Raw genomic sequence first — 15,913 nt, forward strand, 5'->3', positions numbered from 1 at the left:
ACGCGTCGCACCCTGCGGCGTGACATGACTTTCGGATCGAACTTTCGGCTCCGCACGGCCTTAGCCGTCTCGCGGGTCAACGACGGCTCGGTCCACGATAAGCCAAGGAGCGATAAGTGGAAGGCGTACAGGAGATTCTTTCGCGCGCCGGCATCTTCCAAGGTGTGGATCCGGTTGCGGTGCAGAACCTGATTGAGCAAATGGAAACGGTCCGCTTCTCGCGCGGCACCACCATCTTCGAGGAGGGCGAGCCAGGCGATCGCCTGTACATCATCACCTCGGGCAAGATTAAGCTCGCCCGCCACGCGCCGGACGGCCGCGAGAACCTCCTCACGGTCATGGGCCCGTCTGATATGTTCGGCGAGCTGTCCATCTTCGATCCGGGCCCGCGTACCTCCTCGGCCGTCTGTGTCACCGAGGTCCAGGCCGCGACCATGAACTCGGAGATGCTCAAGCACTGGGTCGCTGATCACCCGGCTATCGCCCAGCAGCTGCTCCGCGTGCTCGCCCGCCGCCTGCGCCGCACGAACGCCAACCTCGCGGATCTCATCTTCACTGACGTCCCGGGCCGCGTCGCCAAGACGCTCCTCCAGCTCGCCAACCGCTTCGGCGTTCAGGAAGGCGGCGCGCTGCGCGTCAACCACGACCTCACGCAGGAAGAGATCGCCCAGCTCGTCGGCGCGTCCCGCGAGACCGTCAACAAGGCGCTCGCCACCTTCGCCCACCGCGGCTGGATTCGCCTCGAGGGCAAGTCGGTGCTCATCGTCGACACCGAGCACCTCGCCAAGCGCGCTCGCTAAACCCGCGCGCTTCTTCCCCGGCCTCGTGCCGGGGTTTCGCATTTTTCAGCCGACCGACACCTACACCGTGAATGAGTCGTCCGAAAATCCCGGATTTTTCGATCACTCATTCATACTTCGCGGCAGCAGGTATAAAAAATGGCCCCGAAGGGGCCACTATGAGCGCGAGATTTAAGCGTCCAAGTACTTGAGCGCCGTGCGCGTGGACTGCTCTGCGGCGTGGCGCAGAACCGGGTCCACATCGTCATACATCTCGTCGATCAGCGTCTTCAGGTCAACGTCGTTGCCCAGACGGCTGCGGATCTCTTTGATCTGATCCAAGCGGAAATGGCGGCGGTCAATGTACTTGCGGGCGACCTGCGAGACGTCATCCAAGTCCGGACCGTGGCCCGGCAGCAGCGGTACGTCCTTGCCGCGCTTCTCAAGCACGTCGAGCGTCTCCAAGTAATCAGCCAAGTCGCCGTCCGTCTCGGACAGCAGCACGGTGTGGCGGCCTACGATCGTGTCGCCCGTAATGATGCCCTCAAGGCGGGACTCCTTGGGCTCACCGGACCAGACGAAGAAGCTCGTCGAATCCGCGGTGTGGCCCGGAGTGTGAACGACCTCAAGACGCGGCGTGACATCGTCCAAAGCGATGATCTCGCCGTCTTCGAGGGCCTCGCCACCGTTGCAGTAGCTCGGATCAAAGGAACGGATCGGGGCGCCGGTGAGCTGGCGCAGGCGCTGAGCGCCGGAGGCGTGATCGTCGTGGCGGTGGGTGATGAGGATGAGGGCGACCTCGCCGGCCTTGGCGGTGACGACATTAAGGTGGCCCTCGTCTTCTGGGCCCGGATCCACCACGATGGCGCGGTCATCTTCAGGGGCACGCACGATCCAGGTATTCGTGCCCTCGAGAGCAGTGTATGAAGGGTTATCGCACAAAACTACGCCCACGGATTGGGTAACGGGGCGCAGCTGACTATATGCAGGATGTTCCATGTCTTTCAGCCTATCGCAAACGAGCGGGTCTTATGCGCTGACTTCCACAATAAGCTCGATTTCCACCGGTGCGTCCTTAGGCAGGACGGCAACGCCGACGGCCGAGCGAGCATGGTTGCCCGCCTCGCCGAAGAGCTCACCAATGAAGTCCGAGGCGCCGTTGATGACGGCCGGCTGCTCCACGAAGTTCGGGTCCGAGGCCACAAAGCCCACGACCTTGAGAACGCGGGTGACGTTATCGAGTCCTACCTCGGCGTCCACGGCCGCGAGGGCATTGAGGACGGCCGTGCGGGCGGCAGCGGCAGCCTGCTCGGGCGTCACTGCACCGCCGACCTTGCCCGTGACGGGCAGGGCGCCGTCAACGAGAGGCAGCTGGCCGGAGGTCCAGACCTGGTTGCCCACGCGGGTGGCAGGCACGTAGGACGCAAGCGGCTTGGCCACCGGCGGGAGGGAGTAGCCGAGTTCTTTAAGGCGCGCGAGGTGGCTCATCTAAGCCTCCTCAACCGGACGCTTGAAGTAAGCGACGACGTTTTCCGGATTCATGCCGGGAGTGATCGTGACGAGCTCCCAGCCGTCCTCGCCCCACGTGTCGAGGATCTGCTTGGTGGCGTGCGTAAGCACCGGTGCGGTGGCGTATTCCCATTGAGTCATGGGGCCAATCCTACCTTTTCCTGCACGCACGGTGCAGGCTAAATGCCGACGAGCTCGCCGCCCTCGGCCAGGTACTGTGCCCACGAGGTGATGTGCGGGTTCTTACGCAGGAGCGCGCGGCGCTGGCGCTCGGTGAGGCCACCCCACACGCCGAACTCGACGCGATTATCGAGCGCATCGGCGCGGCATTCGGTGAGAACCGGGCAGTGGCGGCAGATAACGGCAGCCTTGCGCTGCTCCGCGCCACGCACGAAGAGGGCGTCCGGATCTCCGTTACGACACTTAGCTTGGGTAACCCACTCTCCGCGCTCGACGTAGTCGGATACATTCTGGGAAGTTGTCACGCTGACAGCCATAGGGGATGCGCTCCTTCCAACGTTGTGTCTACGCCGGGAGCGGGCACACCCAGACGCAGACCGTGCGGGGCACCACCCACACAAATTCAGGGAACCTAACACAGGTAAGTGTATTCACAGGGTATTTACGTTGTCTAACAGGTCACACTTTAGGGGGGCTTACGCGTTTCGCTTCACAGGAAAGCAACGTAGTGTATGGAAGGTGACTTATATTAAGGCCCTGTTGAAGATGGTCTGCGCGACCGCCCTCGTAGGACTTCTCTGCGCGCTCGCCATGGCACCCGTCGCCGGTGTGGGCGGCGTCGCCATCGCGCGCACGCAAGAGGCGATGGAGTCTGACATCAACGACCTCGAGGCCGCCAACATGCCCGGCGTGACCACTATAAAGGACGCGACCGGTGACGACATGGCGTACCTGTTTACGCAGCGTCGCTACCCCGTCGCTCCTGACAAGATCTCACAGACGATGAAGGACGCCATCGTCTCCATCGAGGATCGCCGCTTCTATGACCACGAAGGCGTGGACATCCAAGGCAACTTCCGTGCGGTAGCCACCAACGTCCTCGCCGGAGGCGTATCCCAGGGCGCGTCGACGCTCGATCAGCAGTACGTGAAGAATTACCTGCTGCTCGTCGCCGCCGAGGACGAAGAGGATCAGCAGGCCGCCACCGAGCAGTCCGTCGCCCGCAAGCTGCGCGAGATGCGCATGGCTACGCAGATCGACAAGACACTGAGCAAGGAGCAGATTCTCACCAACTACTTGAACCTCGTCTCCTTCGGTAACCACGCCTACGGCATCGAGGCCGCCGCACGCACCTACTTCGGCGAAAACGCCAGCGACCTCACGCTGCCACAGTCGGCCATGCTCGCCGGCATGGTCCAGTCTTCGGAGTACCTCAATCCGTACACCAATGAGGAGGCAGTCACGGAGCGCCGCAATACGGTCCTGCAGTCCATGGTCGCCAACGGCTACATCTCGCAGGCCGAGGCTGACGATGCCGCCGCACAGCCGCTCGGCGTCAATTCCGAGCCGTCGCTGCTCGCGAACGGCTGCATCGGCGCCGGCGACCGCGGCTTCTTCTGCGACTATGTACTCGAGTACTTGGATGCCAAGGGCCTGGATGTAGACTCGCTCGCGCGTGGCGGTTACACCATCACCACGACACTCGACCCGAAGGCACAGGATGCCGCGAAGAAGGCAGTAAGCGATCAGACCTCGCCCACCGCTCCTGGCGTCGCCGAGGTCATGAACGTCGTCGAGCCCGCCGCCGATGACCGCGACGTGCTCGCCATGGTGTCCTCGCGCACCTACGGCCTGGACCAGGACAACTACGAGACGATCCTGCCGCAGCCGTATTCCCTCGTGGGCAACGGCGCGGGCTCCGTCTTCAAGATCTTCACGGCGGCTGCCGGTCTCGAGGCCGGGTACGGCCTCAAGGATCAACTCTCCGTCCCGGCGCGCTACGAGGCCTCGGGCCTGGGTCACGGCGGCGCGCAGAATTGCCCGGCTGACAAGTACTGCGTCGAAAACGCTGGCTCCTACCAGGCATCCATGACGTTGCAGGACGCACTCGCTTACTCGCCGAATACGACGTTCGTGCAGATGCTAGAGCAGCTCGGCGTGTCCTCCATCGTCGACACCTCGGTCAAGCTGGGCCTGCGCAGCTACATCAAGGACGGCTCGTTTAGCGAGGACTCTTCCATCGCCCAGACCGCGAAGGATTCCTCCATGGGCTCCTACACGCTGGGCCCCACGGCCGTGAATCCGCTCGAGCTGTCCAACGTGGGCGCAACCATCGCGTCCGGCGGCATGTGGTGCGAGCCCAACCCCATCGAGAAGATCACTGACCGCGAGGGCAACGAGGTCTATCTCGACCCCACCCCGTGCGAGCGCGCCATCGACAAGGACGTGGCCGATGCCCTGTCGAATGCGCTCAGCCAAGACGCCGTCAAGGGCACTGCGGCCGAGTCGGCGCGCGCCTACGGCTTCAGCGACACCACCGCGGCGAAGACCGGTACGACTGAGTCCAACCAGTCCTCCGCCTTCCTGGGCTTTACCTCGAAGTGGTCCGCGGCGCCCTACATCTATAACGACGGCACGACGACCACCCCGCTGTGCACCGGCCCCGTCCGCCAGTGTGGCTGGGGCGATCTCTTTGGCGGCAAGGAACCGGCCGCGACCTACTTCGAGCTCGCAAGCCAGCTTGGTGTGGGTGCCCTCCCCGGTTACAACAATGCCTATGACAAGGGCACGTCCGGCGACGCGACGCTCGATGGACTGAAGAATAAGTCCGAGGCCGAGGCTCGCCGCACGCTGGAGTCCAAGGGCTACAGCGTCAAGGTCAACCGGGTGCCTGGGATGGGCGTGGGCTACGGCCAGGTCGTGCGCGCGCTCAAGCCGGCCGGCGGCCTGAAGAAGGGCGCCGAAGTCACGCTGCAGGTCTCTGACGGCACCGGCGACGCCGCGCCCACGAGCGGCTCGTGGCGCGCCGAGGGAACCGGCGCGGCGGCTGCGAACGCGGCCAACGGGCCCGCCGCGCCGGCCGCGCCGGCCGCACCGGCGGCGCCAACTGTCCCCGACCTCGAGCAGCAGTTCAACGACCTCGCGGACAGCGTCCGCAATGCCTTCGGCCTCTAACGCTGGCTCTCACGCTCCGTTCGTTTCACGCCCGTCCCGCCCACCGCGGGGCGGGCGTTGGCGATCCTCGGCGCGCTCGCTGTCGCGGCGTTTATCGTGTTCAACGTCGTCATCTCCGTCGTCGCCCTCCGCTCAACGTACAAAGACCGCGGGAGAATCTCTGCTTCTCCCGCGGTCTTTAAGCCATGCCAGTGGCGAGCTGGCGCTGCAGAACTAGCCCTGCAGACGTGCCTTGACGGCATCGGAAAGCCGCTTGCCGTCCACGCGGCCGGCAGCCTTGGCGTTGGCAGCCTTCATGACCCCACCCATGAGCTTCATGGAGGCAGGCTCGCCCTTCTCGGCCTCGACCTCAGCGACGGCCTCGTCAACGAGGGCCGTGACCTCATCGTCCGAGAGCTGTGCGGGCTGGTAAGCCTCGAAGAAGGGGACATCGACAAGCTCGGCCTCAGCGAGTTCTGGGCGGCCGTTCTCGGCGTAGACCTCTGCGGACTCGCGGCGTTTCTTAATCTCGCGGGCGATGACCTTAAGTACGTCCTCGTCGGTGAGATCGTGGCGGGCACCATTCGTTTCCTCGGCCTGGATGGCGGCGAGCAACGAGCGGATGGCGCTCGTGCGCTCCTTTTCACGGGCCTTCATGGCGGTCTTCAGGTCGGCGCGGATGGTTTCTTTCAACTGACTCATGTAATCCAATCTACGCGTCTGGAGCCGCCAGGTAGGGTTAAGATCGTGAAGAATTCAGCAATTGCAGGCACCCTCACCGCCGCCGCAGCAGCCACCGTCGCTGCCGGACTGGGCACGCTGGCGCTCGCCTACCGTGAAACCTCCCGCTTCGAGCTCAAGGACATCACGGTGCCGTTGCTGCCCAAGGGCACGCTGCGCGACGCCCGCGAGTTCAAGTTGTTGCACATCAGCGACCTGCACATGATTCCGGGTCAGGAGCGCAAGGTCGCGTGGGTCTCGGCTCTCGATGCCCTCGACCCAGACCTCGTCATCAACACCGGCGATAATCTCTCGGACGAACGCGCCGTGCCTGACGTACTGCGCGCGCTTGGGCCGCTACTCGCCCGCCCTGGCCTGTTCTGCTTCGGCACGAACGATTACTGGGCGCCGCGCTTGCCTAACCCGTTTAATTACCTCATCGGCAAAAAGAACACGCCCTCGTATGTCGATCTGCCCTGGCAGGGCATGCGCGCGGCGTTTATCGAGCACGGCTGGCGTGACGCCAACCAGGCACGCCACGAGTTCAAGGTGGGCGACGTACGCCTCGCCGCCGCCGGCGTGGACGACCCACACCATGACCTTGACGACTACGCAGAAATCGCCGGCGCCCCCAATGAGGACGCGGACCTCGCCCTTGCGCTCCTCCACGCCCCGGAGCCCCGCGTCCTCGAGCGTTTCGCCGCCGATGGCTACCAGCTCTCCCTGTCCGGTCACACCCACGGCGGTCAGCTGTGCTTGCCGGGCTCGCACGCGATCGTGACGAATTGCGGCATCGACCGCGCCCGCGTCCAAGGCCTCCACGATTTCGGGCCGATGAAAATGCACGTCTCCAACGGCCTGGGCCAGTCCAAGTTCGTGCCCTTCCGCGTCTTCTGCCGCCCGTCCGCCACACTCATTCGCATCACCGAAGTGGATTAACCTGCCGTTTTGTTGTTTGTCGAGGGTGTGAGATAAGGTATTCCAGTACCGCTTAGAGCGGGCGACCGGGATATGGCGCAGTTTGGTAGCGCGCTTCGTTCGGGACGAAGAGGTCGCAGGTTCAAATCCTGTTATCCCGACCATCTCACTCCGGCTAGTTTCTACTAGCCGGATTTTTATTTTTCACCCGCCACGCCCGCGGCCCACGCGTCCGCGATGAGCGCAGCAAGTGCCTCCAGATCAATGTCTTCCGGCTTATTGACGTAGACGCACGACGCACCAGTGGTGAACTTCCCAAGGCGCGCGGACAGCTCCTCCCAGCGCGGGGCGTCCTGGAGTCCGTAGAGGCTGAGCTTGGCCTTGCGCGGGGCAAAACCCACGCGGAACGTATCGCCCTCGCGGCCGGTGGCGTAGCGGTAGTGCGCTTCCCCGTAGCCCACCATGGACGGACCCCACAGCACGCCGGTGTCCCCGGTAGCGCTTTCAAAGATCTGGGCGAGGAGCTCGCCGTGCGCCCGGCGGCGCGGCGTGAGCGTCGCGAAGAAGGCCGCGACCCCTGAGGCGGTGCCCTGCGTGGTTGTAATATCGGGTGCGTTGACGCCCGTGTGCCCGACGGACCACGAACCACGGCCGGTGGAGGGGTTAGAAGCCGGGGTGGAAGCCATAGCCCCACCATACAGCCGAAAAAGGGGAAACGACGCGGCGCCCCTACAGCTACCGCGTCGTCCCTATTCCCTATCACTCACTTGCAGTGCCACAGCACTGCGCGCCCGCCCCCTAAGCGAGCTTACGTGAGCACTAGTAATAGTAGCACTCCTAGGGAGGGAAACCTACTCGCTTTAGGTGACATTTCCTTGTGTCCAGAAAGAGCTACTCATCGTTCGTCGCCACTGCCGTTTGCGCAGGTCGCACGGCGCGGCTCACAGCGAATCCGCAGCACACTATCACCGCAAGCACACCCACAGCGGTCCATTGCAAGGCCGCGTCGCCGCCGTTGACGGTGACCACAACACCCGATGTCGCCCACGCCAACGGGAAGAGATTGGCCACTACAAGGGCCGCGCCTGTGATACCGGCCTTCCAGATCCAGCCGGTGAGCAGCAGCTGCGCCAGTCCGCCCAAGCCAGCGAAGGTAAGACCCCAACCAATGCCGGTACCGGCGATGAGCAGGCGCGTGGCGACGGCGCCAGCCAGGGTGGCCAGGGCGAAGACACCAGCGGCAAGCCCCACGGCCGGCGCCGCGGCAGCGAGAGAGGCGCCGTCGAGCGCGGGGAGCGCACAGAGTGCCAGACCCGCCGCGGCCGCGATCGTGAGGCCCAGGGTGCCCAGCAGGAGGACGTGCCACACGCGCGCCCCGGCACGCGCGGCAGCGGCCCAGTACACGCCCACGCCCGCGCCGCCCAGCAGCGTGAGCGCGGAGAGCAGCACCGCGAGCAGCGGGTCGAGTGCCACGGCGGGCGCGGATTGCGCGGCCGGAGCAGGCATGGCCTTCTGCACAGCGTCGATCTTGGTGGAGTTCTGTTCCGCCATCGTCTGCAGGCGCTGGGCGCCCGAGTCGAGTTCATCCACGCCCGAGAGCGCCTCGTCCGTGCCCTTTTGCAGCTCACCTAGGCCAGCCGCGAGATCCTTCGCGCCCTGCGTCGCCGTGTACACGCCGTCGTGATAATCGTAGCCAGAGACGGCCAACTGGTTGGCGAGGTCGCGCGAGCCCTTCTTCAGCTCAGTGAGCTGTGCTGCCAGGTTCGCATCGAGTTCAAAGTTCTGCGCCTGCGCCTTCAAATCCGTGAGCTGCCCCTTGATCGCGCGCGCATCTGCCGAATCATTGCCCTTGAGTTCCGCGAGCGTCGAGTCAATCGCGGCGATAATCTGCCCGCGCACCGCGTTGACGCCCACAATATTGTCCACGGCCGTGCCCACGCCGTCCGCAATCCTCGTCGCGCCATCGCCCAGCTGTCCCGTGCCGGACTGCAACTGAGTAAGTCCCGCGGCCAAATCATCCGCGCCCTTCTTCGCAGAATCCACGCCCTCCCCCAGCGGCTTGGCCCCCTCCACGAGCTTGCCCGTGCCATCTTTAAGCTGTCCTGTCCCGGTCTCCAGGAACTCGGCCTGCGCCCGTGCTTCCGATGCCGCCCGCGCTGCCTCAGCCGTCCCCGGGGCGCTCTGCGGCGCTGCCGCGGGGGCATCGGCACGCCAGCCGAAAAACGCCTGTAGTCCTGCCCCTACGGCAAGGGGCAGGACGAGCAGGAGGGATAACAGGAGGGCACGGAGTTTCATGCCCTTTAACCTATCGACCAGCGGGGACGCGGCCGGTCAGGCGCGCCGTTACTTCTTGGTCGCGAAGACCTCGCGCACGCGTTGGCCGAGCTCCGGGTCGACGTTCGTGAAGTACTCGTAGACGCGCTCCTCGGTCTCCGGGTGGACGCCTACCATCGCGTTCGTGATGTTGGTGACGAGATGCTCACGGCCTTCATCGTCGAGGACCTCGCGGTAGAGGATGCCCGGCTGCATGAAGTCGTCATCATCACGGTGCTTGACATAGCCCGCACGCGTGAGGTCGGTACCGTGCGGATCCGGGTTGATGTACATCTCCGGGGCATCCTGTGCCTCGTACGCACCCTCGCGGATGTTGACCTTATCGTCATCGAGGTAGCCGTTGCCCTTGTCGAAGCGGTTCGGGGAGTACACGGGCTCCTCCGGCGCGTTGAACAGGAAGGACATGGAGCCCTCGTGCTCATAAGTGTTGACCTTATTGAGCGGCTGGTTGACCGGCAGCTGACGGTAGTTGGTGCCAATGCGGTAACGCTGCTGGTCCGAGTAGGCGAAGACGCGCGCCTGCAGCATCTTGTCCGGGGACAGGCCGACACCCGGGACCAGGTTGGACGGGTCGAGTGCGAGCTGCTCAATCTGCGCGAAGAAGTTGCGCGGGTTGCGGTTGAGCACGAAGTAGCCCACCGGAATGAGCGGGTAATCCTTCTGGGACCAGACCTTGGTCAGATCGAACGGGTTCCAGCGGTAGTCCTCCGCCTCGTCCATGGGCATGATCTGCACCTTGACGTCCCAAATGGGGTAGTCACCGCGCTCGATGGCGTCGTAGAGGTCCTGGCGGTGGGAATCCGGGTTCTTGCCCGCCTCCATGGTCGCCTCATCGTCAGTAAAGTTCTCCCAGCCCTGGCGGGTCTTGAAGTGGTACTTCACCCACACAGCCTGGCCCTCCTCGTTAATCCACTGGAACGTGTGGGAGCCGAAGCCGTCCTGGTTACGGGTGGTCTTCGGGGTGCCGCGGTCAGTCATCAGGTAGGTGACCTGGTGGGCGGTCTCCGGGTTACGGGTCCAGAAGTCCCACTGCATGTCCGCGTCGCGCAGACCGGAGGAGCCGAGGCGCTTCTGGGAGTGGATGAAGTCCGGGAACTTCATGCCGTCGCGCAGGAAGAACACCGGAGTGTTATTACCCACGATGTCGTAGTTGCCATCCTCCGTGTAGAAACGCAGCGCGAAACCGTGGACGTCGCGCCAGGTATCCGGGGAGCCCTGCTCGCCGGCGACGGTGGAGAAACGGCCCACCATCGGGGTCACGGTGCCCTTCTGGAAGAGCTTGGCCTTGGTGTACTGGGAGACATCCTCGGTAATGTGCAGCTCGCCGAAGGCGCCGTGGCCCTTGGCGTGCGGGGTGCGCTCCGGGACGCGCTCGCGGTTGAAGTGCGCGAGCTTATCAATGAGGTGGGAGTCGTTGAGCACCACCGGGCCCTGCGGGCCAGCGGTAATGGAGGTGTTCTCGCTCGGCACGGGCTGGCCGGACGCGCGAGTGGTGGACTCGCCGGGTTGTGCTGCCGGGCGCTCGCCTTGGGTAAGAATCTTGTCTAGGTCGGACATGCTGTCTGCCTTCTTCCTTAATATTTCGGGCGGATTTATCAATCAGGGGATGCCCATAGTGTATCTCTTTTAATGGGGTCGCGCAACAAATGACAGCGAATTAATAGGTTGCCTTAACCTGGTAGATTAAACCGCGTGAAACACCACTCCGAAGCTGATGACGCACGCGTCACTGACCTGGCCCTCAAGGCCGGCCGTGGCGACCGCGCAGCTCTCACGGAGTTCATCCGCGCCACCCAAGATGACGTATGGCGGCTCATCGCCCACCTCGGCGGACCTGAGATCGCTGACGACCTTACGCAAGAAACGTATCTGCGGGTCATGAGCGCACTCCCCCGCTTCGCTGCCCGTTCTTCCGCGCGCACCTGGCTACTCTCCCTCGCCCGACGCGTGTGGGTAGACAACATCCGGCACGACATGGCGCGTCCCCGCAAGTCCGCCACCCAATACGAGGACGCCACCGCTGGCGCGTCCACCGGCGAATCCTCCGCCACATGGTCCGAATGGATCGACGCCCGTGCGCTTATCGATGCCCTCCCAGCGGACCGCCGCGAAGCCCTCATCCTCACCCAGGTCCTGGGCTATACCTACGAGGAAGCCGCCAAGATTTCCGGCGTGCGCGTAGGCACCATCCGCTCTCGCGTCGCCCGCGCCCGCAAGGATCTCATCGACGGCGCCAGCGCCCGGGACTAGTCAATCCACCCCCCTTCACCGCGCGCCTCAAACCCCCCACATAAGCCCCTTCTCAGCAATTGTTACCCACTAGTTACACATCTCGCGTTTGTACTAGCCAGCCCCATTTTCCACCCCTGGTTTCTTCGTAAAATTAGCTGAAAAGCCCATACGCTGCTGGAATTGAGTTGCCGGACGCACGTACCGTGGGGGAGAGACATACGTGGCAAATCGATAGTCGACCCGGATCCGCAACCACTAGAACGCTGGCCCCGGCACGTATGAGATAGAGAGAAACACCCTCATGTTTAAACGCGCAATGGCAATCTCCATGGCGTTCATCGGTGTCATCGTTGGTGCGGGTTTCGCTTCCGGCCAAGAGGCACTGCAATACTTTGTCGCCTTCGGCAACTGGGGCCTTGCTGGTGTCGCCCTCACGGCGCTGCTCGTGCTCATCACCGGTGTCGCAACCCTCCAGCTTGGTTCTTACTTTCAAGCAAACGAGCACACCGCCGTCTTCGATGAAGTCTCGAATCCGCTCATCTCCAAGATCCTCGACTGGGCGACCATTGTGACGCTCTTTTCCATCGGCTTTGTCATGTTCGCCGGTGGCGGTTCGAATATTGCGCAGCAGTTCCCCGCCGTCCCCATCTGGGTCGGCGCCGTGATCATGCTCATCCTCGTCTTGCTCGTCGGCCTGCTCGACGTGGACCGCGTCACGACCGTTATCGGCCTTATCACCCCGTTCATCATTCTCTTCGTTCTCGGCACCACGATTTACACTATCGCCACGCACGACATTGACTTCTCCGCGATGAACGACTACGCGTCCGCCAACGTTGAGTCCCCGCTGCCTTCCTGGTGGATTTCCTCCCTGAACTACACCGGCCTGACGGTCATGACGGCGGTCTCTATGTCCATCGTCATCGGCGGCAACTTCCTGGATAACCGCGCCGTTGGCCTCGGCGGCGCGCTGGGCGGCGTCGTGTTCTTCGTCATGATGACGCTGCTCGTCGTCGCGCTCTACATCACCGCTCCGCAGGTCATGCACGCGGACATGCCGGTGCTTGAGCTCATCAACGGCATCAACCCCGCGCTGGGCTATTTCATGACCTTCGTCATCTACGGCATGGTCTTCAACACCGCCATCGGCATGTTCTACGCCCTGGGCAAGCGTCTGACGCGCAACAACCCCAAGCGCTTCTACCCGGTCTATGCCACATCCTGCATCATCGGTTTCGGCCTGTCCTTCGTCGGCTTCAAGGACTTGGTCGCCCTCGTCTACCCGATTCTCGGCTACTTGGGCATCCTGATGATTGTTGTGCTCTCGGCCTACTGGCTGAAGAACTTGGGCCCGATGCGCAAGGAAACCAAGCGTCGCCTGCGCGCCCGCGTCTTGGTCCAGCGCCGTCTCGACCCGCGCAAGCGCTTCACCAAGAAGAATGAGCGCGAGCTGTCCAAGCTGGCCGCTGCCTCTAACGTGGACACCGGCGAATTCGTCGCCATCGTCGCTGACGAAATCCACGAGGAGCTTGAGGCCGACGCAGATCTGGATTACGACCGCGAAGAGCCGGAGCCCGCTGTCACCTATGTGCAGCACACCAAGCCGGTTGCCGTCGACACCGCGCCTTCCGATGCCCCCTCCACCGCCAGCTCCAATTCAGTCACGCCCGATGACCTCGACTTCGGCGCTGCGCACGGCAACAAACCTGCCACTCACTAATCATCCCCTATAGCAAAGGCCGCGGTCCCACAGGGACCGCGGCCTTCGCCATTCGATATGCGAGCTTAGACGAGCAGCTCCGCGATCTGAATCGTGTTCAGGGCTGCGCCCTTGCGCAGATTATCACCGGAGACGACGAGGATCAGACCCTTGTTGTCGTCCACGGACTGGTCCTGGCGAATGCGGCCGACCAGGGACTCGTCGATGCCGGTAGCGGCCAGCGGGGTGGGAACGTCGACGACCTTGACGCCGGGAGCATCGGCAAGCAATGCGCGGGCCTGGTCCGGGGTGATGGCCTTGTCGAACTCAGCGTGGATGGTCAGCGTGTGGCCGGTAAAGACCGGTATGCGCACGCAGGTACCGGAGACGCGCAGTTCCGGAATGCCCAGAATCTTGCGAGACTCGTTGCGCAGCTTCTGCTCCTCGTCGGTCTCCTCGGAGCCGTCGTCGACGAGGTTGCCCGCGAACGGCAGCGCGTTGTACGCGATGGGCGCGACGTAGGGACCGAGCTCCTCCGGGGCGAGCACGGAGCCGTCGTGAGCGAGCTCGACGTTGCGGTCGCCGACCTCAGCGACCTGCTTGGCCAGCGTCTCCACGCCGGCCAATCCGGAACCGGAGACTGCCTGGTAGGAGGAGATGTGCAGGCGCTGCAGCCCGGCGGCATCGTCAAGCACCTTGAGCACCGGCATGGCGGCCATGGTCGTGCAGTTCGGGTTCGCGATAATCCCCTTCGGCGGGTTCTTCGCCTCCTGCGGGTTGACCTCGGAGACGATGAGCGGGACCTCGGGATCCTTGCGGAACGCAGAGGAGTTATCGACGACGGTGGCGCCGGCGGCCGCGAAGACCGGGGACCACTGCTTAGAAGTGCCGCCGCCTGCGGAAAACAGCGCGATGTCGACGTCGGCGACGGACTCCTCGGTGACCTCGGCGAGGTCTTCCACAACGATATTCTCGCCGCGGAACGAGAGCTCCTGGCCCGCCGAGCGCGCGGAGGCGAAGAAGCGGACCTTGTCTGCCGGGAAGTTACGCTCTTCGAGGATGGAACGCATGACGCGGCCGACCTGGCCGGTGGCGCCTACAACTGCGATGGTGGTCATTGAAAAATTCTCCTTGAAGGTTGCCCGCGCGTGTGGCGGGCGCGAGCGAGGGGTAGATTAGCGGCCGGTACCAGCGTAGACAGTGGCAACGTCGTCGCCGCCGAGCTGGAACTTCTCGTGCAGGGCCTGGGCGGCCTTGTCCAGGTCCGATTCGCGGGTGAGCACAGAAATGCGGATCTCCGAGGTGGAGATGAGCTCCATGTTGACGTCCACGTCGCGCAGGGCCTCGGTGAAGTCTGCGGTGACACCCGGGTGGGACTTCATGCCGGCGCCGACGAGGGAGACCTTGCCCACCTGGTCGTCGTACAGGATGTTAGTCCAGCCGCCCTCGGCCTTGAGCTTGGTGAGCAGCTCCATCGCGCGCGGGCCGTCAGCGCGTGGGCAGGTAAAGGTGATGTCCGTGGTGCCGTTCTCCAGGGAGGAGACGTTCTGGAGCACCATGTCGATGTTGATCTCGGCATCCGCGAGGGCGCGGAAGACCTTGGCGGCCTCGCCCGGGCGGTCCGGGATGCCCAGCACCGTCACCTTAGCCTCAGAGTTATCGGTAGCGACACCAGTCAGTACTGCTTCTTCCACGGGAATATCCTCCATCGAACCGGCAATGAGCGTGCCGGGGTCATTTGAATAAGACGAGCGAACTCGCAAGGGAACGTTGAATGCGCGGGCGTACTCGACGCTGCGCAGGACGAGAATCTTGGAACCGACGGCCGCCATCTCGAGCATCTCCTCGAAGGAGAGCTTCTCCAGCTTGCGGGCGTTGGGCACGATGCGCGGGTCGGCCGTGTACACGCCATCGACGTCGGAGTAGATCTCGCAGACGTCGGCGTTCAGGGCGGCGGCCAGCGCGACCGCGGTGGTATCGGAACCGCCACGGCCCAGCGTCGTGACGTCGCGCGTGTCCTTGTTGACGCCCTGGAAGCCGGCGACGATGCAGATCTGGCCCGCTTCGAGGGCTTCCGTAATACGGCCCGGCGTCACGTCGACAATGCGCGCGTTGCCGTGGCGCTCGGTGGTGAGCACGCCCGCCTGCGAGCCGGTGAACGACTGCGCGTGCGCGCCGAGGGACTCGACGGCCATGGCGACGAGCGCATTGGAGATGCGCTCGCCGGCGGTGAGCAGCATGTCCATCTCGCGCTGCGGCGGGACGGGGTTGACCTGCGCCGCGAGGTCCAGCAGGTCGTCGGTGGTATCACCCATGGCGGAGCAGACCACGACGACGTCGTTGCCCTGCTTCTTCGTCGCCACAATGCGCTCCGCGACGGCGCGAATGCGCTCGGCGCTCTCGAGGGACGAACCACCGTATTTCTGTACGATCAGGGCCACTGAAACTCCTGCCGCCTTCCTAACTCGAATTCCTCGCGTCCGCGGCGTGTGAGCACCACGAATACCTGTTGCCTAGTAGTCAACTTCTCCAGACTAACGTTTTCCCGCGTGATTAGAAACATGACGTGTATATAAATGCGTCACACCGGACGCGGCCTGTGGATAGG

The 15,913-nt window shown here is 63.8% G+C and carries 15 protein-coding genes and 1 tRNA gene; 6 read left to right on the forward strand and 10 right to left on the reverse strand.

Annotated elements, in window-relative coordinates:
* The first annotated feature begins 116 nt into the window (after positions 1–116).
* Entirely contained in the window at positions 117–800 is a 684-nt protein-coding gene (gene glxR, locus ABJ196_RS01020) for a CRP-like cAMP-activated global transcriptional regulator GlxR (protein ID WP_347304838.1), read from the forward strand.
* A gap of 171 nt (positions 801–971) precedes the next feature.
* Here the strand turns inward: glxR and ABJ196_RS01025 are convergent, their stop codons facing one another.
* The 4 genes from ABJ196_RS01025 to ABJ196_RS01040 are packed head-to-tail and all read right to left on the reverse strand — an operon-like array spanning position 972 to position 2,785.
* Complete coding sequence (locus ABJ196_RS01025) at positions 972–1,778, reverse strand: MBL fold metallo-hydrolase (RefSeq protein WP_347304839.1); 807 nt, start codon at positions 1,776–1,778, stop codon at positions 972–974.
* 30 nt (positions 1,779–1,808) lie between these two features.
* Positions 1,809–2,267, reverse strand: coding sequence for a RidA family protein (locus ABJ196_RS01030; protein ID WP_347304840.1), 459 nt, complete (start codon positions 2,265–2,267; stop codon positions 1,809–1,811).
* The gene (locus ABJ196_RS01035; protein WP_181734563.1) at positions 2,268–2,429 is read right to left on the reverse strand and encodes a DUF4177 domain-containing protein; all 162 of its coding nucleotides are present in this window, start codon (positions 2,427–2,429) and stop codon (positions 2,268–2,270) included.
* Positions 2,430–2,467: 38 nt separating this feature from the next.
* Entirely contained in the window at positions 2,468–2,785 is a 318-nt protein-coding gene (locus tag ABJ196_RS01040; RefSeq protein ID WP_066489344.1) for a WhiB family transcriptional regulator, read from the reverse strand.
* 202 nt (positions 2,786–2,987) lie between these two features.
* Here ABJ196_RS01040 and ABJ196_RS01045 point away from each other — a divergent pair, with 202 nt between their 5' ends.
* Positions 2,988–5,423, forward strand: a complete 2,436-nt coding sequence (locus ABJ196_RS01045; protein WP_347304841.1) for a transglycosylase domain-containing protein — start codon at positions 2,988–2,990, stop codon at positions 5,421–5,423.
* Between the two features lie 213 nt (positions 5,424–5,636).
* On the opposite strand, the gene ABJ196_RS01050 is transcribed toward ABJ196_RS01045, so the two are convergent.
* A complete protein-coding gene (locus tag ABJ196_RS01050; RefSeq protein WP_066489328.1) occupies positions 5,637–6,104 on the reverse strand; it encodes a GatB/YqeY domain-containing protein in 468 nt (155 codons plus the stop codon).
* 60 nt (positions 6,105–6,164) lie between these two features.
* Between ABJ196_RS01050 and ABJ196_RS01055 the strand changes: the two genes are divergently transcribed.
* Positions 6,165–7,061, forward strand: a complete 897-nt coding sequence (locus ABJ196_RS01055) for a metallophosphoesterase (RefSeq protein ID WP_347304874.1) — start codon at positions 6,165–6,167, stop codon at positions 7,059–7,061.
* A gap of 66 nt (positions 7,062–7,127) precedes the next feature.
* A tRNA-Pro gene (locus tag ABJ196_RS01060) sits at positions 7,128–7,204 on the forward strand.
* Between the two features lie 33 nt (positions 7,205–7,237).
* On the opposite strand, the gene ABJ196_RS01065 is transcribed toward ABJ196_RS01060, so the two are convergent.
* The 3 genes from ABJ196_RS01065 to ABJ196_RS01075 form a co-directional block, all read right to left on the reverse strand.
* Complete coding sequence (locus ABJ196_RS01065) at positions 7,238–7,726, reverse strand: DUF1801 domain-containing protein (RefSeq protein ID WP_347304842.1); 489 nt, start codon at positions 7,724–7,726, stop codon at positions 7,238–7,240.
* 205 nt (positions 7,727–7,931) lie between these two features.
* Positions 7,932–9,335 carry a hypothetical protein gene (locus ABJ196_RS01070; RefSeq protein WP_347304843.1) on the reverse strand — a complete coding sequence of 468 codons (1,404 nt, stop codon included), beginning with the start codon at positions 9,333–9,335 and terminating at the stop codon, positions 7,932–7,934.
* A gap of 48 nt (positions 9,336–9,383) precedes the next feature.
* Entirely contained in the window at positions 9,384–10,931 is a 1,548-nt protein-coding gene (locus tag ABJ196_RS01075; protein ID WP_347304844.1) for a catalase, read from the reverse strand.
* 135 nt (positions 10,932–11,066) lie between these two features.
* Between ABJ196_RS01075 and ABJ196_RS01080 the strand changes: the two genes are divergently transcribed.
* A complete protein-coding gene (locus ABJ196_RS01080) occupies positions 11,067–11,624 on the forward strand; it encodes an RNA polymerase sigma factor (protein WP_347304845.1) in 558 nt (185 codons plus the stop codon).
* A gap of 283 nt (positions 11,625–11,907) precedes the next feature.
* Positions 11,908–13,326 (forward strand): hypothetical protein, encoded by a 1,419-nt coding sequence (locus tag ABJ196_RS01085; RefSeq protein ID WP_347304846.1) that lies wholly within the window; start codon positions 11,908–11,910, stop codon positions 13,324–13,326.
* A gap of 65 nt (positions 13,327–13,391) precedes the next feature.
* On the opposite strand, the gene ABJ196_RS01090 is transcribed toward ABJ196_RS01085, so the two are convergent.
* Both ABJ196_RS01090 and ABJ196_RS01095 read right to left on the reverse strand, forming a co-directional pair.
* The gene (locus tag ABJ196_RS01090; protein WP_347304847.1) at positions 13,392–14,423 is read right to left on the reverse strand and encodes an aspartate-semialdehyde dehydrogenase; all 1,032 of its coding nucleotides are present in this window, start codon (positions 14,421–14,423) and stop codon (positions 13,392–13,394) included.
* A gap of 57 nt (positions 14,424–14,480) precedes the next feature.
* Positions 14,481–15,746, reverse strand: coding sequence for an aspartate kinase (locus ABJ196_RS01095; protein ID WP_257035552.1), 1,266 nt, complete (start codon positions 15,744–15,746; stop codon positions 14,481–14,483).
* Positions 15,747–15,913: the final 167 nt, after the last annotated feature.

The sequence above is a fragment of the Corynebacterium sp. SA-MJD20WY100 genome (assembly GCF_039822565.1).
Classification (GTDB): Bacteria; Actinomycetota; Actinomycetes; order Mycobacteriales; family Mycobacteriaceae; genus Corynebacterium; species Corynebacterium phoceense_A.